Source organism: Dehalococcoidales bacterium, assembly GCA_035529395.1.
In the GTDB taxonomy this organism is placed as follows: Bacteria; Chloroflexota; Dehalococcoidia; order Dehalococcoidales; family Fen-1064; genus DUES01.
This window is the reverse complement of the sequence record DATKWT010000122.1, coordinates 45,858-67,729: the sequence shown is the minus strand read 5'-3', so window position 1 is coordinate 67,729 and position 21,872 is coordinate 45,858. Positions and strand designations below refer to the sequence as shown.

Sequence of the window (21,872 nt, the reverse complement as noted above, 5' to 3'; positions counted from 1 at the left end):
CAATGTCAATGGGGAGATAGCTGCTACCGTAATCGGTATGCCTGCCACCGACCAGTCAACCATTGACCGCAGGCTCATCGACCTTGACGGTACCCCGGATAAGTCCCGCCTCGGCGCCAACGCCATTCTCGGGACATCCCTCGCCGTAGCCCATGCCGCCGCCAGTTCTCTCGGTATACCGTTGTACCGGTATCTAGGCGGAGAAACCGCTAACACCCTGCCGGTACCGATGCTGAACATCCTGAATGGCGGTAAGCACGCCGCTGACTCGACGGATTTCCAGGAGTTCATGGTCGTCCCCGCTGGCGCTACCAGTTTCCGCCACGCCCTGCGCATCGGCACGGAGGTCTACCACGCCCTGAAGAAGGTGCTCAAGGACAAGGGACTGAACACCAGTGTCGGTGATGAAGGCGGTTTCGCACCCGGCCTGTCCTCAAACAGCGAAGCAGTCGACGTAATCCTGACAGCCATAGAGCAGGCCGGCTACCAACCCGGTAAGGACTGCTTCATCGCCCTCGACCCCGCCTCTACCGAGTTCTACCAGGACGGCAAATACATCCTCGCCCGGGAAGGTCAATCTCTCAGCAGCCCTGAGATGGTCGACTACTATGCCGGGTGGGTCTCGGAATACCCCATTATCAGCATCGAGGACGGCATGGACGAGGATGACTGGGAAGGCTGGCAGACTATTACCAGGAAACTCGGTGAAAAAATCACGCTGGTGGGTGACGACCTCTATGTCACCAACGTCGAGCGCCTGGACAGGGGCATTCAACTGGGAGCATCCAATGCTATCCTCATCAAGCTCAACCAGATTGGCACCCTCACCGAGACCATTGCTGCCGTCCGCATGGCCCACGAGGCCGGCTGGCGGGCAATAGTCAGCCACCGCTCCGGTGAGACCGAAGATACCACCATCGCCGACCTTGTCGTCGGTCTGAATACCGGTCTCATCAAGGCCGGCGCTCCCTGCCGCTCGGAAAGGACCGCCAAATACAACCGCCTGCTCCGAATAGAAGAGGAGTTGGGACCGAAAGCGCGCTTCGCCGGTGTGAAGGCGTTCCACTACGGAAAGGAATAGCAGCAGTATGACCGAGATTGTACCCGGCGTTTACCAGCTAAAGGTGCCAATCCCGAATAACCCCCTGGAGAACACCAACGTATACCTCATTCGAGGTGATGACGGCCACGCCCTTATCGATGCCGGGTGGAACGACGATATCGCCCTCCAGTCACTACATGACCAGCTCGCTGAAATCGGTGTCACGTTCCGGGATATCTCTCAAATACTGGTGACCCATGCCCACCACGACCATTACGGACTGGCCGGACGTATCAGGGAGCTTTCCGGTGCTACGATTGCCCTGCACGAGATAGACAGGGATTTCCTCAACCCACAGTACTCCAGTTTTGATGACTATCTCAACCGGATGGAGCAATGGTTCCGCAGCAATGGCGTCCCTGAAAACGAGTTGCCCGCGTCCCGGATGTTTGCCGCCATGCGCCGGGCCGGAGCTACCGTCCTCCCCGATGTGACACTCTCCGACGGTGATAGTATCCCGGTGGGTGATTTCCACCTCCAGGTGGTCTGGACTCCGGGGCACTCCCCCGGCCACATCTGTTTCTACGAACGGGAACGGAAGCTACTCTTCGCCGGAGACCACGTCCTATCGGTCATCACGCCCAATATCAGCCTCCAGCCCCTCGCCCGGAACAACCCTCTGGCCGATTTCATCGGCTCGTTGGGCAAGGTCAGGCCGATGGATGTCACGCTGGCCCTGCCAGCGCACGAGCAACTAATAGAGAACCTCCCCAAGAGAATCGATGAAATCATCGAGCACCATGAGGTGAGGAATCAGGAAATCCTGGCTGCCCTCAAGGACGAGCCAATGACCGCCTTCGATATCGCCGGACACATCACCTGGATGCCGGAATTTGGTGGCGTTCATTTCAACGACCTGGCCTCTCCCGACCGAAGAATGGCGGTATCCGAGACTCTGGCGCACCTCGAAGCGATGAGAGTCAATGACCGTGTCGTCAGGACCAACCGAAAGGAAATCATATACTACCGGCACGCCTGACACGCCCGTCATGGCGAGGACCTTGGCTCCAAAGCAATCTGACCCACCACTGTCATTCTGAACAACACGCCACTGTCCTCAGTGACGCAGAATCTGAGATTGCTTCGGCTTCGGCCTGCTGGCAAAGCCAGCAGGTACGCTCGCAAAGACGGGAGAGAAGGTTGTCATTGCGAGGAGCCAGAAGTCCGAGCAAAGCGAAGAGATGGCAACGAAGCAAGCTCACCCACCAGCACTGGTACTGCCACCGGCCTTTCTGTTAAAATTACACGGGCACACACATAGCAAGGAGGTGCAGTATGGCAACCAGGCTCGGAATCAACGGCTTCGGTCGAATCGGCAGGCTTACCCTCCGCACCATTATTCAGTACCACTCCGACAAACTGGAAGTGGTCGCCATCAACGACATTGCCGACACCAGGACCAACGCACATCTTCTAAAATGGGATACTAACTACGGTCATTTCCCCTGTGAACCGGGTAAAGACGGCAACTCTATCATTGTCAACGGTAAAGAGATAAGAGCCCTTACCGAGCGTGACCCGGCCGAGATTCCCTGGAAGGACTACGGGGTAGACATCGTGATAGAGTCGACCGGCCTGTTCACCGACGGCACCAAAGCCTCCGCTCACCTTGGGGACAGTGTCAAGAAGGTACTCATCTCCGCCCCGGCACGCAATGAAGACATCACCATCGTCCTCGGCGTCAACCAGGACCAGTACGTCCCTGAGAAACACCACATCATATCCAATGCCTCCTGCACTACCAACTGTATCGCCCCACTGGTCAAGGTGCTGAATGATGAATTCGGACTTAATAAAGGACTGATGACCACCATCCACGCCTACACCAATGACCAGAAGGTGATGGACGTGGTCCACAAAGACCTGCGCCGTGCCCGCGCCGCCGCCCTGAACATCATCCCCACCAGCACCGGCGCCGCCTACGCAGTGGCACGTGTCATCCCGGAGCTTGAAGGCAGGCTTCACGGTATGGCTTTGCGCGTCCCTGTGTCCACCGTTTCGCTGGTGGACCTCGTCGCCGAACTCAATACCGAAGTCACCGTTGAGCAGGTCAACCAGGCCTTCAAGCAGGCCGCTGAGGGTCCACTGGCGGGGATACTGGAGTACTGTGCCGACGAGCTCGTCAGCACGGATTTCAAAGGGAATCCTGCGAGCTCTATTGTCGATGCGCTCAATACCATGGTCATCGGGGGCAATATGACCAAGGTCCTCGCATGGTACGACAATGAATGGGGTTACAGTTGCCGTCTGGCCGACCTCGCCGCCTTCATTACCGACAGGGGATTGTAGCCAGGTTTGACAATATAAGCTGGTGAGTTTACAATAACCACAATATCCGGTTTTGTTTTGAGGTGGTAAGGTGAAGCTTCTAGTAATTGGATTCGGCCAGTGTGGGTCGAATATTGCCGACGGATTTGCCCGACTGAACAGGAGGTCACGAGCACAACGCAGGATTGAGATAGTCACCGGCGCCTTTGCGGTCAATACTGACCTTGCCGACCTCAGCGGGCTGTCTTATATCAAGCCTGACTACCAACATAGAATTCTCATCGGGGGACGCAAGTCCGGTGGTCACGGCGTTGGCAAGATTAACGAACTCGGCGCCGAGATTGCCAGAGAGGACGCCGACAAGGTCATTGACGCCATAAGAGGGACCCCGCGTTTCTTTGAGTCAGACGCCTTCCTGATGGTTGCCGGTACCGCCGGTGGCACCGGTTCCGGCGCGATATCCATAATGACACAGGTCATCAAGGAACGCTACGTAGACAAGCCAATCTACAATCTGCTCATCCTTCCCTTTGAGCACGAAGAGCGTACCGAAGAAAGGACCATCTACAATTCGGCGACATGCCTTAAGTCGGCCAGTTCCGTAGCCGATGCCATCTTCCTGGTTGACAACCAGAGGTACGTCAGAAAGAACGCTTCCCTGAGGAACAACCTTTCCCAGATTAATGATATGATTGTTGAACCTTTCTATAATATCCTCTGTGCCGGTGAGGAGAAGAAGGCCAAGTACGTCGGTGCCCGGTTACTCGATGCCGGGGATATTATCCAGAGCATAGTCGGATGGTCGGTTATCGGCTACGGGAAGTCCGCGCTACCATCCATCCGGCTGCCTTTTAAGACAACCCGCAACTTCAGGGATAAGAGCACCGAGATGCACCGGGGAATAGAGGCAATGGACGAAGCTATCAGTGAGCTATCGTTCAAGTGCGACACTCAAGACGCCACCAGGGCACTCTATCTGGTCTCGGCACCGGGCAAAGAGATGAGCCTCAGTGTCATCAAAGAACTCGGCGAATACCTCAAGAGCCTGACTCCGGAAGCCATCATCAGGAACGGTGATTATCCCAGGGACAGGGGCTCCCTCGAGGTCTCCGTAATCCTCTCCGAACTGAGGAATGTGGAGAAAATCCGAAAGTACTACATTGAGGCCGCTGGAGTTGTCTCCACGATAAAGAAACGGCAGAAGCAGGTGGAGAGCAAGCTCAAGGAAATAGACGAGTACGCCAAGGATGTACCGTCCTTGCTGAACTGACATGTCCTGAAGTTTCAGGACACGGTATCGCCTTCCGAACAGCCCTCGTGGTGGATTCTGCCGGGGCTGTTTTCCTTTCTTTACCACCACTGTCCGCAGTGGCGCACTGTCCGCAGTGACGCAGAATCCAACCCTACCCCTACTGTCATTGCGAGGAGCACCAGCGACGAAGCAATCTGACCCACCAATGTCATTCTGAGCGACACGCCACTGAGGACAGTGGCGTGAAATTTTGATTCTCCTCAAATATACAACTCTTAATGCCGGGAGAGAATGGCCTGTCACCAACCATACCAACGCCCGCAAAACCTTTAGAAAGCCGCCGTAATAGGGTATAATGGTGACGAAAAACATGACTTCACAGGTCTTTTACCGTAAGTGGCGACCCGGAACACTGGCTGAGGTGGTCGGTCAGGAACCGATAACGCAGACCCTGCTCAATGCCCTTGCCAGTGGTCGCATTTCCCACGCCTATCTCTTCTGCGGTCCGCGTGGCACCGGCAAAACCAGCACTGCACGGGCCCTCGCCAAGGCAGTTAACTGCCTGACTAACGGCCAGGGTGAGGCGTGCAACACCTGCGACATGTGTCAGGCAATAACAGAAGGGCGTGCCCTGGATGTCATCGAGATTGACGCCGCCAGCAACACCGGAGTCGACGATATCCGCAGTCTCCGCGAAAAGGTCAACTACGCCCCCAACGAAGCCCGCTACAAGGTCTACATCATCGATGAAGTCCACATGCTGAGCACTGCGGCCTCCAATGCCCTGCTCAAGACACTGGAGGAGCCGCCGGCACACGTCATCTTCATCCTCGCTACCACCGAGTCCCACAAGATACTCCCCACAATCATCTCACGCTGCCAGCGTTTCGATTTCCGCCGTCTCTCCCAGCAGGACATCATCACCAAACTGACCCGAATCTGTGAGAGCGAAGGCATCACCGCCGAGCCGGAGGCGGTCCGCCTTATTGCCAGGAGCGCTACCGGAAGCCTGCGCGATGCCGAGAACCTTCTCCAGCAGATGACCACCTACTACGGTTCCGATATCGGATTCCGCCAGGTCCAGGAGGTCCTGGGCATTACAGGAGACCGGCGTACCATAGAGCTGGCCAGACACATCATCAATGGTGACATCCCCGCCGGGGTGGCCACGATAAACAACGTCAACAATGACGGCCTTAACCTGCGTCAGTTTAACCGTGAGCTGGTCGAATATCTCAGGGCGCTACTACTGGTCAAGACCGGTGCCGATGAATCGGTCGACCTCACCACCGAAGACCTCGCTGAGCTTAAAGGCCTGGCCACCAAAGCCTCGCTGGCCCATGTACTGAAGGTGGTCAAGACCTTCGGCCAGCTTGACATCGGTCTTGAGAACCACTCCGCGCTCCCCCTGGAGCTGGCTATTGTCGATTGCAGCCTGGCACCACCGGCCGAAGAAGAAAAGCCCGCCAGACGACCTGAACCAGCACCCCGTCCGGTGCAGAAGACCACACCTCCACCGGTAACCACTGCGCCAACCACCAGGCCACCGGAAAGAAAACCCGCGCCCTCTGAAACACCGCAGCCCGCAGTCGCCACCAGCAGCCCGGCAGCAGCACCGGGAAGCGAAACGGAACGACTACGGCAGGACTGGAGGAAGGTCATCGAGGAAGCCCCACTGGAGACCAGGAAAACTCCCGCCCTGGCCATCCTGAGAAGCGCCGGCGTTCAGCCGGTCTCTGTCGAGAATGACAAGGTAATCCTCTCCTTCAAATATCCGGTATTCAAAGAGAAGCTCGAAGACCCGGAAAACCAGAGAGTAGTCGATAGCATTATAAGCAGCTTTCTCGGGCACCCGTGCCGCGTACAATGCGTCGCTGAAGACAACCATCTCGTGAAAGAAGCGCTGAAGCTCGGTGCCCAGATTGAAGATACGGAGGAAGTATGAACCTTTCCATGATAAACCAGGCACGGCAACTCAAGGCCAAACTTGAAGAGGCCCAGAAGGAACTCGAAAAGACAGAAGTGCAGGCCGAGGCCGGAAAGGGCGCCGTCAAGGTCACCGCAAACGGTCAGCAGAAGATAGTATCGATATCTATCTCTCCCGACGCCATGGACCCGGAGAAGCCGGAGCAGCTAGAGCAACTGGTACTGAAAGCGGTACGTGACGCCCAGGCGAAATCAGAAAAGGCAGCCGCCAAGCGCATGAAGGGGCTGACCGGCGGCCTCAAGATACCGGGGCTGACTTAATCACTAAGGTTCTGGAGGATTTACATTGAATCAGGGTCGCATACCGGCCGCTGATGCCATCAACCGGCTCGTCCAGGAACTGAGCAAGTTGCCCGGCATCGGGCCCAAGAGTGCTCAGCGCATCACCTACTATCTGCTACGCGCTCCCCGCGAACAGACCGGCCTCCTCGCCGACACCATACGGGAGGTCAAGCAGAAGATAACGCTCTGCTCCGTCTGCTACAACGTAACTGACGTCGACCCCTGCCCACTCTGCCTCAGCGAGCAGCGCGACCGCAGCACGGTCTGCGTCGTTGAGCAACCCCAGGACATCCTGGCAATAGAGCATACCGGCGTCTACCACGGCCTCTATCACGTACTCCACGGTGCCATCTCCCCGACCGAAGGCGTTGGCTCCGGTGATGTTAGAATCAGGGAGCTTACCGACCGTCTGCAGGAAGGTACCATACAGGAAGTCATCCTGGCCACCAATACCAACCTTGAAGGTGAACAGACCGCCCTCTACCTCAACCACGTTATTTCCCCCATCGGTGTCAGGGTTACCCGACTTGCCCATGGGCTCCCCTTCGGTACTGAGTTGGAATACGCCGACGATACCACGCTCACCCGGGCAATCGAAGGAAGGCAGAAGCTTTAGCCACCCCACCCACTTCTCCATATTATCGCAACTGGGAAGGACGACATTGATACAGGAATACCAGGAAGAGATCCAATCGGATTTCGAAGGCACCATAATTGATATCGAGACAATCGGCCGATTCAACCAGCTCTACCGCTACACTAATGATGTCCGGGAGTACGAGTACATTCAACAGGTCATCTTCGGGTCAATCGACCGGCACGCCCTTCGGATACTCTACGTACGGGACACGAGCGAGATAACGGAGCTTAATGAGCGGGTTGCCACTGTCATTGACAGCCTGCTCCGGCCGTTCTATGCCTTCAACACCTCCTTCGAAACGGGAGTACTCTACTTCGGACTTGGTGAAGAGCTGTACTTCGACGGCGAACTGCAGGACGAAAAGTTTGAGGCTAAGGCCAAGGCCGTCCGTAATCTGAGTATACCCAACTACGACGACCCATTCTATGACAAGGGTATCCTGTGCATGCACGCCTGGGAAAGCGGTCAGTATGATACTGCCATTGCCCACAATCGGGCCTGCCTTCTCAAGGAACGGGATATTCTACTGAAGAGAGGGTCCCGGGAACCGAACGAACTGGTATTCGGCAGATAGGTAGTACTCAGTTGCAGAAACACCAGCTGGTATGTTCCGCGGGGTGTCACCCTGAGCCGAATCTCCGGACGCCGTGACGAGACATCGGGACTACTCCGCGCAAACCGTCGCATATCCAGCGAATATACTTCCTTGACACACATCATGGTGCTCGGTAGAATTCCAGTAGTGGAGGTAAAACATGATTGAACGGGTTCACGAACACATAATCTCGGAACTCCAGCAGAACGCACGCACGGATACGATATTCGTCATCACCGCCATTCTCCTCAACCTGCTGACCCTCGGCATCAACACCGGAATCGCCGGAGAGTCTCGTGATGATGTCACCTGGACAATAGTCATGATACTCTTTGTCGCCCTGCTCGTCGTGGTCAATGCCGTTGTGATAATAGGTCTGCAGAAGGGCAAGCAGACCAGGACCAAGCTCATCCATGGCCTTCTCAAGATGTACCAGGACCAAGGTGTATCCGGCTACTATGATGAATCGCTGCTGGCCAACTACAATACCCGGTACAACCTCTTCATCCTCGCCGCCGTATGCACCGGAGTGATTGCCCTTGTCGTGCCGTTTGTCGTCAGGTAGCGGTACTGGAGCGGGACGGGATTCATGAGCAAGCTCACCGGCGTAATACCGGATTATGAGATTGAATCCCTCCAGGAGTTGATGTATATCCTGAAATGACCAGACCGCGTAACTACCAGACCGAAGCTATCATCATCAGAAAGACCAAACTGAGGGAGGCGGACCATATTCTCACCCTCTACACTCCCGGTCTGGGCAAGATTCAGGGTGTGGCCAGGGGCGTACGCCGCCCTAAGAGCAAGCTCGCCGGCCACCTGGAGATGCTCACTCACAGCCAGGTCTCCCTGGCGCGGGGACGGAACCTGGATACCATCACCGGCAGCCAGACTATCAACGGCTTCCTCCTCCTGAAGACTGATCTCTGGCTCACCTCTTACGGACTCTATCTCATCGAGCTGGTCAACCAGTTCACCCCCGAGCACGTTGAGAATCCTGCCCTCTTTCAACTTCTGCTCGATACCATGCACAACCTCTGCCAGGATGTGGACCGGGAGCTCACCCTGCGCTACTTCGAGCTCAAGCTCCTCCACGAGGTCGGCTACCGCCCCCAGCTACAGCAGTGCGTTGCCTGCCACCAGCCACTGGAACCGGTGACCAACTATTTCAGCCCCTCTACCGGCGGTGTCCTCTGTCCGGACTGTCGCCAGACCCAGCCATTCACCTACCCGATTTCCGTCAATGCCCTCAAGGTGCTGCGCCTGCTCCAGGGTAGTGACTACGATACCGCCAACCGCCTCAAGCTTAACGCTCAACTTTCCCGCGAACTGGAGACAATAATGAGGAGCTATCTCAAGCACCTCCTCGAGCGCGACTTGAAATCTGCCGGCTGGCTGGACACCCTGCGGGAACAGAAGGCTCAGACCTGAGCCATAATCACCGTGTTTTAGCTCCCCAATCCGTTATTCTGCCCCGGATTCTTCAATTCGGGGTCTTGACGTCCAATGAGCAAAAGCGTAGCATATCCACTAGTTACTGATTTGATGTGAGAAACCAGCCAATGTTAGAGAGCAAACGACACCGTCTGGCAAGAAGAATGAAGTGGGCGGCACGCATAATCGGGCTGGTCATGGGAGTATTCTGCCTTGTCTTCCTCATTGGTGAAGCTGTCAGTGAATTTCTGGACGAAGGCAGGGAAGCAATGGAAGCGGCAGGCATTCTACTGGGTGTGCTTCTGGGTCTGGCATTGCTTGGCACTATTGTATCCTGGTGGCGAGAGCGACTTGCCAGTGTTCTGCTGGCCGCAGCTTCCATCGGACTGGGTATTCATATAGCCGTGTATGCTGGCCGCAACCATTTCCTTGCCTGGCTAATGGTTGGCCTGCCCTATCTTGTTGCCAGTATACTGCTCCTTATCTCTTCACGGTTATCAAGGCAGGACCCCTGACGGTGCACATCGGTGATTCCATTGGCGTATTTCCGTCAATGCAGACACCATGTATCACCGTAGCCAACGTCAGGAGATTCACATGAGAAGGAGTAATGAAAGAGATTACGGATGGCGTATTCATCGAGACGGAGTATCTTGGCTGCAATATCGGCTGCGTGGTCACAGAGAAAGGCCCGGTGCTGATAGATGCACCAACTCTTCCCCACGAAGTAAGCGACCTGCGCAATGAACTCCGCCGGCTGTCCCCACTCGATATCGCGTATCTGGTCTACACGCATGGCCATTTCGACCATCTGATTGGCGGCGCCCACTTGACCGGCCGGACAATAGCGCACCGGGGGGCGGCAGATGAGATCGCATACCTCAAGGAGAATCTACCCGCAGAAGTCAGTCGCTACGTCCCGGACATCTATCAACAGTACAAAGAAGCCTTCGACAATGCCGAGATTGCTCTGCCACAGGTGGTCTTTGACAGGGAGCTGAAGCTCTGTATGGGGGACAGGACACTGGTACTGTTCTACGCGGGCGGACACTCTGCGGACTCATTGGCTGTGTACCTGCCCGAGGAAAGAGTACTCTTCGCGGGAGACAACATCGTGAGTGGTATGCCTCTGGTGACACCGAATTCGCTGTTCGGTGAGTGGATAGACTTCTTGCACCGCGTCGAGGTGATGGAGGTCGACATCATCGCGCCGGGACACGGGCCGGTTTGTGGCATGGAGACAGTGACGAACACCCGCCTCTACTTTGCAGCAATGCGTGACCGTGTGAGCAGTCTGATTGGTGCCGGCGCAACCAGAGAGGAAGTCGTGAGCGAAACGGATCTGACCGCGTGCTTGCCGGTACCAACGGACGAGACAGTGAGACAACAGGTGGCATCTACCGTCGCCGCGATGTATGAGCAGGTGATGAAGGGAACGCTGGGGGTATAGGAGCCCGGCGTCCGCCGGCAACGGTCTAATGAATTGATTGCCGCCCCGGCAATGACGCTGGGCGTATTCTTTGCCGAAGGTATGGAGGGCACCTTCCACATCACCATCTGGTTTCTTATTGACTTCTTAGATACCCACGGGCTATTAGTATCAGGAACACAACCAGACTACAGCCGTTGTCACTCGTGCAGCCAGGTTACCCGAGCTGGAGATAGCTGTAAGTGTCACCCGCCCAGTACAAACATATCCAGGCACATTGCCGCGAATACCAGACCGAGGTAGGGAAACGCAGACATCCTGTAGAGTCGCCAGGATTGCTCTGAAGAGTTAGATATGGCCAGGCGAATGCTGGTATATACCAGGACACCCCCAAGAAGGTTGGCCAGTGTCAGGTATACCCAGTGAAAGCTAGCCACGAAGTAGAAGGTCAGGGACGCTGCATAGAGCAGCAGACTGAGTACCACCAGTAGCTTGACCGCCTCGCGGGGAGTTCGGCTCAGAGGAAAGTAGCTGATGCCGGCTCCAAGGTAGTCATCTCGCCGCGCAATCATGACACTCCATAGATGGATAGGAAGCCAGATGGCAATAAGCAGGCAGAGGAACAACAGCTCCCAGCTAAAAGAGGGGTCAATGGCCAGCCAGCCGATCAGGACCGGTGCACAACTGGCCAGAATGCCCTGGGGGAAGACACATGTCCACCTCTTCCGCCATACCAGGGCTGCTATTACACCCACCAGACCAGCCCAGAAGCACAGGGGATGCATAATCCAGGCCAGCACCATACCGGTGAGAACCAGGGTGATAGTCAGTGGTAGCACCTTCTCCGCAGGCACTATCCGTCCCGAGGGCAAAGCCCGGTTTCTGGTACGCTGCATTCGGGCATCGATATGACGGTCGAGGTAGTTGGTGAGTCCGTTTAAGCCACCACTGGCAAGCAGGACCGCAATGAGGACAATCATGAGCCTGCCGAGTGGTGGATGCCCTGCTCCGGCTACGACTGCCGCGCAAACGCCGATAAAAGTCAGCAGAATGCTCTCGCGAGGTTTCAGGACTCCCAGGTAGTCTCTAACTGTGCTCAATCGTACCAGCATCATCTCCAGTCCGGGTGGAAACACCCATCCTTTTCCGGTCGGGCAGGGGTTCGGGATACCTCTCGTGGTTTGCATGCAAACGCAGGGTATCTGTGTTCAAAGGCCTCTGCAACAGTGATTATACCGGATTCTCGCCTCGACCGACAACTCCTGCCTGTAACTACGAGTATACAGGGCCCCCCTGTTGCTGACAACCTCCCAATGGTGCTGACGGCAAGCTACCTGGAAGGCCCGGCAGACAGCACATCTGGCGACGATAGGCAGAACAACCTGGTCACTCATGCGGCTGATTCCGAGGGAGGCTGCTGATAGCCTCCGCTAGAAGCCAATGCTCAGGATGTCAGCCTCTTGTAGAGGATGGGCAAACGCTGCGGTAGAGATTCGATGTTATTGACTACTTCGTAGTTGATGTCGTGGCAGATTCTCCTCAGGTAATCGTATCCGGCTATGTCAACCGTAAGGCAGAAGGGCATAATGCTCTTTCGCTCGGCCTCAAGGAAGGCCATTCTGGTATCCTGGAGGGCATATTCTTCATCGCCATCGTCCTGGCCATAATCCTCGTCCTGAGGATAGCCATCACTGACCAGGAAGAGTAGCTTTGTCTTCGCATCATGTGTGTCCAGCTTCGAGATGGCATGTCTTATAGCCGAACCCATTCTGGTACCGTGTAACGGTGCGATGCTGCCTACCCTGCTCTTGACAGTGCCGGAGAATCCTTCGTCTATTCCCTTGATAACCAGTATCTCCACATTATCCCGACCGTGACCGGAGAAGCCATAGACACCGTAACAATCCCCGACACCTTCCAGGGCGTTCATCATCAACACCACGCTTTCCTTCATCACATCAATCACGCGCCGTGATGCTCCTATCAGCACTTCACCCCCCTGCGCTCTCATTCTGGGGGAGCCTTCCACCAGGTCGAGGTACCACTCAGGGTATTCATCATCGGTATCCTTGATTATGTTACTGGTGGAGGCACTCATATCAAGAAGCAGGATTGCCGCCACGTCCCTTTGTACCCTCCTCCTCTTCCAGTATATCCTCTCGTCAGAGATGCACCCTGCCTTCCTATCCACAACGGCTCTGACCACAGCATCCAGGTCCAGTTCTTCACCGTCATAGAGTCTGTCCGCCTTCCTGAGAAGTTCCGGGGTTATCATCTCGAACTGCTTCCTGACCTGGGCGGCCAGCAGGTGACTACGGGCCAGGGTTTCCTCGAAGAAATCGGTACTAACTTCAGGCAGCAGCTTCTCCCTCACACGGCACCACTTTGGTCGATAGCAGCCGGCATGGAAATCCCACTCATCATAGAGGTACGATTGTCCGTCTTCTCTCAGGAGAGCACCCTCCCCTGGGTAATCGGTATCAGACAGCCCTGTGTTTCCGTCCTGTCCGGTAGAGACAGTCTCCTCGGCACGGATTTCACCGGGAAGGTCTGTCGTGTACTGACCGGACAGGACGTTCCTTGCCTGCATAATCCCGTTGAGTTGCACTTCAGTGCCGGGAGGCGATACGGGAGACGGAAACCCCTGGTCGGAATCATCCTCAGCCTTTGGCAGTATGTGAAGTGTGTCGGGATGGGAATCACCACGATATTCTACATCTGTCGGGGACTGGTATGGTACCTCCACGCCCGGTTCAAGGGTGACGTTGTCACTATCAGAACGGCGATAGGCTTTCACTGCCATGTCAGGCCCACTTTCACCAGGATTAGCTATTTCCCATTCCCACTCCGGTCCATAGGTATTGGCGATGGTGCCGGCAATCTCGTACAGTCGAAGAGCAGCCTCAGCGGAATCCTCGACGGTTGCCCGCGACGCCTGTAAACGCTGCAAGAGCTTCACCGCTGATTCAACTGGACTACGCAGGATATCAGGGATTATGGGAAGCTCGCCATCCAGGCTAAGCCGGATGAGTATTTCGAGGAATGCTTCCCTCAGCGGAAGATGGTCCGGAGAAGGACGTCTCCACACCGTTTCCTGCTGGACCGACTTGTACCCGGCCCTTATTCCCGCGTATCCATACTTCACCAGATAGTCAACCCTGACGTCCTCCACCAGGGAGTATATATCGGAAGCGAGCCTCCTATCGTCGAAGAGGCTGAGGAACCTCTCCATATCGGTCAGGCCAGCTCCATCTGTTGACCGCAACCGGTGTCGCCGGTCAGGGAACAGTACCGCTTCCTTTTCAAAGCAGAAGTCGAAGGTGCCGAACTCGATATGACCGGCCTGATGGGTGACAGCCACCTTGTACCAGGTGAAGTTCTCCTCATTCGAATCGTACTGGTCCATTAACGATGGCAGGAAGATAGTGGTCCCATCTGTAGTCGGTGTGCCCGGGTGTATGGCTCCCATACTCCATACCGCCAGGCTCTCACTGGGCCGAATCTCTATCTCGGTTCCTCCCAGAGCTTGGCCGTACATGAGCAGCACTGCCCTGACCTGGTCAAGCTCGACTGTAACCAGCAATCGTTCCAGAGCCCTTTCTTCCGCAAACTCAAGGCGGAAGTAGGCAAGGCCCGTTTTTTCATCCTTTCCCAGCAGCCTGACCCCTTCTCTAAACCAGCGTTCCAGTCCGGGAATGCCAATCTCTGCCAGTACGGCAGGACAGCTCTTGAGAAACTCTATCCCGGCAATGGTTGATATTGCCAGTACGGCCTCACCCCGGTCCAGGAGGCGGGAATGCAGACTGCTATCGATTCTACCGAAGGCCTGCGAGCAATCGGTACAAAAAGAGAGAGCAAGCTGACCGCTGTATCGGGCTATTCTCCCCATTAGTGTAAGGAACCTTCTCCTTTGCCCACCAGCGATACCGGCCAAGGTCCCGGTACCTCTCTGAAAGAAGGTAGCAGATGCCCTCGGATTCAGACGAACAAGGGCCAGGGCCACAGCCAGGAAAGGCCCACGCTCTTCCTCTCCTAACGTGGACAGGACCCGATGAGCTGAGCCCAGACATTCGGCAGCCAGGTCGTAGGAGGTCCCTGCCAGACGTTCAAGGAACAGAGCAAATCGCTCCATTTTAATCAGGCTCAGACTCTGCAGGAGAGCGGGGGTGGCGTCGAAGAAACGGCAGGCCAGCTCCATTGATTCTGAGTTTCTCTTATAGAGACCCGGCCCCATTGCCAGCCAGACCTCGATTTGTCTCCCGGGAAGCATAGCCAGAGCCTTTGGGCTGGCTCGAAAGTAGGCAGCAGCAAGACCGGGACTATCGCGGCAGAGCATCTTCCCTCTACTGACCCAATCGAGAAAACGCGGGAATGGGAGAATACCCAGGACTTCGGGCGTGACCCGAAAATACTCCTCTGTTGCTTCCAACGAGAGGGGTGGGGAATGGCGGGACATAGCAAGACCCTCGTTTGCCCATCTGCCCAATTCATCAGGCGATAGCAGGAGGCTTGCTCGTGCACAGGCAGTCCGGAATTGACTCAGTAGTTGCTCTGATGATAGCCTGAGTTCCTTCTCGACCCGTGCGAGGCCCCAATCTCCACTTCTGTTTCCATGCTGAGCAAATGTAGACATCACTAAACCAAAAGTACCTGAAGGCGACTACCTCTCTCGTGGTATACTGTTAACCTGACGAAAGGTACGACCTCTTCCAGAGATTGTACCACTTGTCGGTCTATAATTCTCTGTTCCATAGCAGGACGAAGGCGGTGTAAACCGGGCAATACAGATAAGGGAGGAGTAGTCCTCTTCTTGTGCAAGCACTCTTGCAAGCACTCTTGCAGGCACTCTCCGGTGGTAACCGGCATCGGCTGTACTGGACCCCGCACAGCACCGGATTGACAGGCTGCCTTAATAAAGATATAATACGGAACACGGTCTCCTCTAGCCTTATAATCTGGTGACTGACGGAGTATTGTGATGGGCTTTGAAACGCAGAATGTCGAGCGAAAGATGCTTGCCATATTGAAGGTCTTGAGTGACTCTCAGGAATCGGTTGGAGCCAGAGTCATTTCTCGCCGCTTGAAAGACTACGGGGTTGAACTCGGAGAAAGAGCTGTCAGATACCACCTCAAGCTAATGGACGAGCGCGGGTTGACCAGGCTTTTGGGGCGTCGGGATGGTCGGGTGCTCACTGAACAGGGAATTGAAGAGGTAAGGACCGCTCTGGTCAAGGACAAGGTAGGCTACGCCATCTCCAGAATTGAGCTACTTGCCTTCCGCACTGATTTCAATCCACAGAATCGCACCGGTTCTGTCCCGGTCAATATCTCACTCTTTCCGAAGGGACAGTTCCAAAAGGCACTCCAGGCAATGAGACCTGCTTTCGCCAGAGAGATTTGCGTTAGCGACCTGGTAGCGATAGCTCAAGAGGGTGAGAGACTTGGTGATTTAGTAGTTCCCAATGGCAAGGTAGGACTGGCTACGGTTTGCAGCATTGTGTTCAATGGCACCTCACTCAAGGCTGGTGTCCCTATGGCCTCCGGATTCTCCGGCATCCTTCAGGTTCGAAATAATAAGCCTATCCGTTTCGTGGAGCTCATTCAGTATGCCGGTTGTTCCCTTGACCCTTCCGAGGTGTTCATCAGGGCCAGGATGACCTCGGTAACACAGGTAATAAGAACGGGGGAAGGTAAAATACTGGCCACCTACCGTGAGATACCAGCGCTCTGCCGACCGATAGTGGAAGATGTGGTGGCCAAAATGAGGGAAGCCGGATTAGGTGGTGTATTGGTGATGGGGAATGCCAGCGAGACGGTATGTGAAGTCCCGGTGGAACTTAATCGAATTGGCTTAATCCTGGTTAATGGTCTGAATCCGGTGGCCGCTGCTATGGAAGCTGGTCTGGATGTCGAGAACCAGGGCATGAGCACTGTCATGGACTACCAACAGCTAATTAAATTCCAGGAGTTGTAGAGCATGAACGAGGTCAAAATCATTCCCTGTCTGGACGTGAAAGAGGGGCGGGTGGTCAAGGGAGTCAGGTTTGTCAACCTGCAGGATGCCCGAGACCCGGTGGAAGCGGCAGAGGCCTACTGCAGGGAAGGGGCTGATGAGCTTGTTTTCCTCGACATCTTTGCTACCGTCGAGAGCAGGAAGACAAGACTCGAGTGGGTGAAGAGAGTCTGCGACGTGGTGACTATACCCTTCGCCGTGGGCGGTGGTATAGCCAGTATGGAGGACATGAAAGCCCTGTTTGATATGGGGGTTGATAAAGTATCCATAAACACGGCCGCAGTCATGAACCCGGAGCTTATTGAGAGGACAGCCAGGGAGTTCGGTAAAGAAAGGCTGGTTGTTGCCATTGACGGCAGGAAGAACTCGCCTGACAGCGGACTCCACCGTCTGGAGGTGGTCGTCAAGAGCGGCAATGAGGGTACCGGTATCGACATCGTCGAATGGGCGAAGCGGGTGGAAGGGCTGGGTGCCGGTGAGATTCTGCTCACCAGCAAGGATGCCGACGGGACCAGGGAAGGATACGACCTGGAGATGACTAAGGCTGTGGCCGAAGCCGTCAGTATTCCGGTTACTGCCTCCGGTGGTGCCGGCAAGCTGGAGCACCTTTATGATGCTGTGGCAATCGGCAAAGCATCCGCGGTGCTGGCAGCATCCATCTTCCATTTCGGGGAGATATCCATACCTGAAGCGAGGAAATACCTGAAAGAGAAAGGAATAGAGATGAAAAGCTAGCTGTGGTATTATCCATCTTGCCATCAGGCTAGAAGGTAATCTACCAACAGATGAAGTTGCTGGGTCAGAAGAAACATCCGGAAAATAAGTAGTGGGAGAATAAAAGTGGACGAAATAAATCCGTTTGAAATCACAAAGCGACAGATGGACAAGTGCGCCGAGATTATGAATCTACCCCCGGATGTAACCGCAATGCTCAAAACCCCTATGCGGGAACTCCACGTAGCGCTACCGGTCCGCATGGACGACGGTTCCATCAGAGTATTCCAGGGATTCAGGGTCCACTATAATGACGCCCTGGGCGTTACAAAGGGAGGTATTAGATTTCACCCTGACGAGACAATCGACACTGTTCGAGCACTGGCTGCCTGGATGACATGGAAGTGTTCTTTACTTGGTCTACCGCTTGGAGGAGCAAAAGGCGGCATCATCTGTAACCCCAAGGAAATGTCCCCGGGCGAACTGGAACGTTTGAGCAGGGCCTACGCACGGAGCATGTTTAATTTTATTGGCCCCGAAAAAGATGTACCTGCCCCTGACGTCTATACCACCCCGCAAATCATGGCCTGGATGATGGATGAATACTCTGCAATTGCAGGGAAACCGCAATTCGGCGTTATTACAGGAAAACCCCTGTCAATTGGTGGTTCTCCCGGACGGGGTGACGCTACAGCTCGTGGTGGGATGTTTACTATCCGCGAAGCTGCCAGCACACTTGGTATTGACCTGAGCAAGGCTACAGTCGCAGTGCATGGCTACGGTAATGCCGGATATCATGCTGCCAGGCTATGCAATGAGCTCTTCGGGTCCAGGATAATCGCTGTATGTGACAGCAAAGGCGGCGTATGCTGCAAGGTTGAAGAAGATGGTATTGACCCTGAAGCCGCTTATTCAATTAAGACCACAACCAGCACAGTTTGTAACCTGCCGAATATGGAATCGATTTCCGCTGAAGAACTCCTGGAACTTGACGTGGATATTCTTATTCCAGCCGCAATAGAAAACGTCATAACCGAAAAGAACGCTCCAAATATCAAGGCCAGGATTGTTGCTGAGCTGGCCAACGGCCCAACTACACCGGAGGCGGATGAGATTCTATTCCGTAATGGCATTCATGTCATACCTGATTTCCTGTGCAACGCCGGTGGTGTGACAGTTTCGTATTTCGAGATGGTCCAGAACTTCTCCATGTACTCCTGGGAGGAATCTGAAGTCCGCGAACGACTTGATAAGAGAATGACCGCGGCGTATCACTCTGTGCTGAATACCAGCCGTGAATACAAGATAAATATGCGACAAGCAGCATACGTGCGGGCTGTGGAACGCGTGGTAGAAGCAATGAAGCTCCGCGGCTGGGTCTAGTACTCAGTTGCACAAATCCGCACAACATTCGGATTCTGTGTCTCCTCGCTACGCTCGGAGCCCCGGCTCAGAATGACATGTCAACAGCGTGTCACCCTGAGATTACCTGCTGGCTTTGCCAGCAGGCCGAAGCTGAAGGGTCTCACCCCGCGGAACATACTGGCTGGTCTTTCTACAACTGCGTACTAGGCGATAATGCCTTGCTCCTTGAAACGGATGATGTCATCCCAGTCATAACCGTACTCAAGGAGGACTTCCTCAGTATGCTGGCCAAACTCGGGCGCCGGCATCCTGTAGGTTGCCGGAGACTTACCAAGCTTGACTGGACTGGCGATAACGTCGATAGACCCCTGGGTGGGATGCTCGCAGGGAATGAAGAATCCATTGGCACGAGCCTGAGGGTCGTTTACCGCCTCCCTGAGGCTCTGGTAAGCAGCGAAAGGCACTCCTGCCAGAAGCACCTTCCACTCTTCGAGCGTCTTGTTTATGAAGGCATCGGCAAGTAGCTGCTGTAGCTCGCTGCAGTGTTCGGCACGTCCTTCGAAGGTGCTATATCGTGAATCATCGACCATATCCTCGCGGCCGATGGCACGGCAGACACGCCCCCAGTAGCGGTCCGGCTGTAAAGCGACGATAACAATCACCCGCGCATCGCTGGTTATATAGGCGCCAACGAGCGGATTATTCGACCTGCTGCGGTGGAAGGCAGCTATTGGCACCATGGCTGCCCGGGCCTGTTCAACCAGCTCCGCCGGAGGCTCGGCCCGCCAGTCAGCGTAGTCCAGCCCTGTGACCAGGGCCCCGGCAATGTCGAAACCAAGCTGGTATAACCCGGTATGCAGCAGGGAAACATCCACCTCCTGCCCGACGCCGGTTCTCTCACGCTGGAAAAGGGCAAGCATAACGCCATAAGCCAGGACCAGCGCGGCAATGTTGTCCCCGAAGGCCGGGCGCATCGCAGCCCCGACAGAACCCGGCATCGTCAGCATGTGGGCTATACCCGAACGGTACCAGAGAGCAGTGGCGTCATAGGCCGGTGCATCCTTCTCCGGCCCTTCTCTTCCGTAACCGGTTACGCAACCCCAGACGAGCCGGGGGTTTTGCATGCTTAGCGTCTTGTAGTCCATCCGGTAGCGCTCCAGTTCGGACGGTCTGAAATTCGTGACGAGTACATCTGCCTGCTCTACGAACCGATAAATAATATCCCGGCCGGTCTCCTGTGCCACATCGACGGTAACGCTGCGTTTGTTACGGTTGTAGTTCTCCCAGTTGTAGCCAAACTCCGATGGCGCAGCAGCACGTAGTTCCTCCTGGGAGAGTTGGTAGCCACGGAAGGAGTCCCCTGTCACGGGGTTTTCGATGTGGAGCACGTCCGCTCCGAAGTCAGCCAGGTGCCGGGCACACAGCGGCACGGCGGCCACCTGAGAAAGGTCAATCACTTTTATACCCTCAAGAACGGCAGCCATACTATCTCCTCCTCCCGGTTAGGTTGGTGTGCGCTACTACAAATAGCAATATTACCCACTGGATAGTGGATAATCTAGTCCGGTGAGATGTTTTTGTCAAGGTGATACTTATAAAGTGGCTGTAACCGTATCTATTAGACTGCTCTCCTCCGACTACATCGTCAATTCGGGTACTGCTTGAGTATGCTCTCGTTCAGATAGAAGGGTGATACAACTCCCTGCGAAGGGGAAGTTTTCTTCTTATGTGGGAAGCAGGCTTTGCCTGCTTCCCACACGTATACATATCCGGTAGCGAGCAGCATCGGCTGTACTGGAGTATCACTAACCTACCGGACGAGTGCAGGGTGTTTACATTTCCTATACGATTAAGGTACTGTAAGAGACAACCATGCGGGGCTCCCCGGTAGGCTCATTCTACTGTCAACCGCCGGGCTCCCGTCCACGAATATCACAATGAGAGAGGTTATCCTCCTCGAAAGGAGCTTGAACATGATTCGTCTTACCTATCTTCTACGGCGCAAGCCGGAGATGTCACTGGCCGAGTTCCAGAAGTACTGGCGGGAGAACCACGGACCGCTGGTGGCCAGCCACGCCCAACGCCTCAACATGCTCCGCTACGTCCAGGTCCATACCCTGGAAGATGACGAAGCGAGCGCAACGCAACGCTGGGGGCCACGCGGTAAGATGGAGGAGCCGTACGACGGCGTGGCCGAGCTGTGGTGGAACCGCCGCGAGGAAATGGTTGCCGCCAACGAATCCCCACGGGGTCAGGCGGCTGGCAAGGAACTACTCGAGGACGAAGCAAAGTTCATCGACCTCCCCAAGTCGCCGTTGTGGTTCGCTTACGAGTACCCTCAGGTAAACCCTTCACCGGAGAATCTGGTCGCCACAGAAATGAGCTCCCTGGTGAAGCTATACTATCCTCTTCGACACCTGGCGAACCTGTCCCTGGAGGAAGCCCAGCTCTACTGGCGTACTTCCCACGGACCCCTCATCCGCCGGACTGCCGCGGCGGGTCACATCAAGCGCTACATCCAGGTGCACCGCTATGAGGACGAGCTCGAAGACACACTGCGCGAGGCCCGGGGCACCGTTGTCGAGCCCTACACCGGCCACGCCGAGCTCTGGCTCGATCGGGTCGGTACCTCGGTACCTACTCCGGAGAGAATCCGAAGTGGACAGCTTGCGGCGGAGGATGAAAGCAAGTTTATCGACTTCGCCCGGTCTACCACGTTTCTGGCGAAAGAGCGCGTATTCGTCGATTACCGTTGAGGCCACCAGCAAGGAGGTAGAACCCTGCCCACTTCG

General features: G+C 55.4%; 19 protein-coding genes. 16 read left to right on the top strand and 3 right to left on the bottom strand.

Features of this window, described 5'->3' with window-relative positions; all coding sequences use genetic code 11:
* The 12 genes from eno to VMW13_07945 form a co-directional block, all read left to right on the top strand.
* On the top strand, positions 1-1,081 hold a 1,081-nt coding region (gene eno / locus VMW13_08000; GenBank protein HUV44755.1), incomplete at its 5' end, for a phosphopyruvate hydratase.
* A 7-nt stretch (positions 1,082-1,088) separates the two neighbouring features.
* Positions 1,089-2,081, top strand: a complete 993-nt coding sequence (locus VMW13_07995; protein ID HUV44754.1) for an MBL fold metallo-hydrolase — start codon at positions 1,089-1,091, stop codon at positions 2,079-2,081.
* A 296-nt stretch (positions 2,082-2,377) separates the two neighbouring features.
* On the top strand, positions 2,378-3,391 hold the full coding sequence (gap, locus tag VMW13_07990; protein HUV44753.1) for a type I glyceraldehyde-3-phosphate dehydrogenase: 1,014 nt from the start codon (positions 2,378-2,380) through the stop codon (positions 3,389-3,391).
* A 70-nt stretch (positions 3,392-3,461) separates the two neighbouring features.
* Entirely contained in the window at positions 3,462-4,640 is a 1,179-nt protein-coding gene (locus VMW13_07985) for a tubulin/FtsZ family protein (protein ID HUV44752.1), read from the top strand.
* 337 nt (positions 4,641-4,977) lie between these two features.
* On the top strand, positions 4,978-6,567 hold the full coding sequence (gene dnaX, locus VMW13_07980) for a DNA polymerase III subunit gamma/tau (protein HUV44751.1): 1,590 nt from the start codon (positions 4,978-4,980) through the stop codon (positions 6,565-6,567).
* Entirely contained in the window at positions 6,564-6,869 is a 306-nt protein-coding gene (locus VMW13_07975; GenBank protein HUV44750.1) for a YbaB/EbfC family nucleoid-associated protein, read from the top strand. Before dnaX ends, VMW13_07975 begins: the two co-directional genes overlap by 4 nt.
* Before the next feature lie 25 nt (positions 6,870-6,894).
* The gene (gene recR, locus VMW13_07970; GenBank protein HUV44749.1) at positions 6,895-7,506 is read left to right on the top strand and encodes a recombination mediator RecR; all 612 of its coding nucleotides are present in this window, start codon (positions 6,895-6,897) and stop codon (positions 7,504-7,506) included.
* Between the two features lie 46 nt (positions 7,507-7,552).
* Positions 7,553-8,104 carry a hypothetical protein gene (locus VMW13_07965; protein HUV44748.1) on the top strand — a complete coding sequence of 184 codons (552 nt, stop codon included), beginning with the start codon at positions 7,553-7,555 and terminating at the stop codon, positions 8,102-8,104.
* A gap of 181 nt (positions 8,105-8,285) precedes the next feature.
* Positions 8,286-8,690: a hypothetical protein gene (locus tag VMW13_07960; protein ID HUV44747.1), complete on the top strand. Its 405-nt coding sequence runs from the start codon at positions 8,286-8,288 to the stop codon at positions 8,688-8,690.
* Between the two features lie 95 nt (positions 8,691-8,785).
* Positions 8,786-9,556, top strand: a complete 771-nt coding sequence (gene recO / locus VMW13_07955; protein ID HUV44746.1) for a DNA repair protein RecO — start codon at positions 8,786-8,788, stop codon at positions 9,554-9,556.
* 131 nt (positions 9,557-9,687) lie between these two features.
* Entirely contained in the window at positions 9,688-10,074 is a 387-nt protein-coding gene (locus VMW13_07950; protein HUV44745.1) for a hypothetical protein, read from the top strand.
* A 95-nt stretch (positions 10,075-10,169) separates the two neighbouring features.
* Positions 10,170-11,009 (top strand): MBL fold metallo-hydrolase, encoded by an 840-nt coding sequence (locus VMW13_07945; protein HUV44744.1) that lies wholly within the window; start codon positions 10,170-10,172, stop codon positions 11,007-11,009.
* Positions 11,010-11,233: 224 nt separating this feature from the next.
* On the opposite strand, the gene VMW13_07940 is transcribed toward VMW13_07945, so the two are convergent.
* Together VMW13_07940 and VMW13_07935 are read right to left on the bottom strand one after the other, a co-directional pair.
* Positions 11,234-12,088, bottom strand: a complete 855-nt coding sequence (locus tag VMW13_07940) for a UbiA family prenyltransferase (protein ID HUV44743.1) — start codon at positions 12,086-12,088, stop codon at positions 11,234-11,236.
* 344 nt (positions 12,089-12,432) lie between these two features.
* Complete coding sequence (locus tag VMW13_07935) at positions 12,433-15,444, bottom strand: hypothetical protein (protein HUV44742.1); 3,012 nt, start codon at positions 15,442-15,444, stop codon at positions 12,433-12,435.
* A gap of 522 nt (positions 15,445-15,966) precedes the next feature.
* Between VMW13_07935 and VMW13_07930 the strand changes: the two genes are divergently transcribed.
* The 3 genes from VMW13_07930 to VMW13_07920 all read left to right on the top strand — a co-directional run bounded on the left by VMW13_07930 (position 15,967) and on the right by VMW13_07920 (position 19,098).
* Entirely contained in the window at positions 15,967-16,962 is a 996-nt protein-coding gene (locus tag VMW13_07930; protein HUV44741.1) for an NrpR regulatory domain-containing protein, read from the top strand.
* A gap of 3 nt (positions 16,963-16,965) precedes the next feature.
* Positions 16,966-17,736, top strand: a complete 771-nt coding sequence (gene hisF / locus VMW13_07925; protein HUV44740.1) for an imidazole glycerol phosphate synthase subunit HisF — start codon at positions 16,966-16,968, stop codon at positions 17,734-17,736.
* A gap of 105 nt (positions 17,737-17,841) precedes the next feature.
* Positions 17,842-19,098 carry a Glu/Leu/Phe/Val dehydrogenase gene (locus VMW13_07920; GenBank protein HUV44739.1) on the top strand — a complete coding sequence of 419 codons (1,257 nt, stop codon included), beginning with the start codon at positions 17,842-17,844 and terminating at the stop codon, positions 19,096-19,098.
* Positions 19,099-19,283: 185 nt separating this feature from the next.
* Here VMW13_07920 and VMW13_07915 read toward each other — a convergent pair whose 3' ends face one another.
* On the bottom strand, positions 19,284-20,564 hold the full coding sequence (locus VMW13_07915) for a CoA transferase (protein ID HUV44738.1): 1,281 nt from the start codon (positions 20,562-20,564) through the stop codon (positions 19,284-19,286).
* Positions 20,565-21,053: 489 nt separating this feature from the next.
* Between VMW13_07915 and VMW13_07910 the strand changes: the two genes are divergently transcribed.
* Complete coding sequence (locus VMW13_07910; protein HUV44737.1) at positions 21,054-21,836, top strand: EthD domain-containing protein; 783 nt, start codon at positions 21,054-21,056, stop codon at positions 21,834-21,836.
* Positions 21,837-21,872: the final 36 nt, after the last annotated feature.

Coding starts and splice junctions, on each gene's coding strand:
- VMW13_07995 (HUV44754.1), top strand. CDS start 1,089: ATGACCGAGATTGTACCCGGCGTTTACCAGCTAAAGGTGCCAATCCCG.
- gap (HUV44753.1), top strand. CDS start 2,378: ATGGCAACCAGGCTCGGAATCAACGGCTTCGGTCGAATCGGCAGGCTT.
- dnaX (HUV44751.1), top strand. CDS start 4,978: ATGGTGACGAAAAACATGACTTCACAGGTCTTTTACCGTAAGTGGCGA.
- VMW13_07975 (HUV44750.1), top strand. CDS start 6,564: ATGAACCTTTCCATGATAAACCAGGCACGGCAACTCAAGGCCAAACTT.
- VMW13_07960 (HUV44747.1), top strand. CDS start 8,286: ATGATTGAACGGGTTCACGAACACATAATCTCGGAACTCCAGCAGAAC.
- recO (HUV44746.1), top strand. CDS start 8,786: ATGACCAGACCGCGTAACTACCAGACCGAAGCTATCATCATCAGAAAG.
- VMW13_07950 (HUV44745.1), top strand. CDS start 9,688: ATGTTAGAGAGCAAACGACACCGTCTGGCAAGAAGAATGAAGTGGGCG.
- VMW13_07945 (HUV44744.1), top strand. CDS start 10,170: ATGAAAGAGATTACGGATGGCGTATTCATCGAGACGGAGTATCTTGGC.
- VMW13_07935 (HUV44742.1), bottom strand. CDS start 15,444: ATGTCCCGCCATTCCCCACCCCTCTCGTTGGAAGCAACAGAGGAGTAT.
- VMW13_07930 (HUV44741.1), top strand. CDS start 15,967: ATGGGCTTTGAAACGCAGAATGTCGAGCGAAAGATGCTTGCCATATTG.
- hisF (HUV44740.1), top strand. CDS start 16,966: ATGAACGAGGTCAAAATCATTCCCTGTCTGGACGTGAAAGAGGGGCGG.
- VMW13_07915 (HUV44738.1), bottom strand. CDS start 20,564: ATGGCTGCCGTTCTTGAGGGTATAAAAGTGATTGACCTTTCTCAGGTG.
- VMW13_07910 (HUV44737.1), top strand. CDS start 21,054: ATGATTCGTCTTACCTATCTTCTACGGCGCAAGCCGGAGATGTCACTG.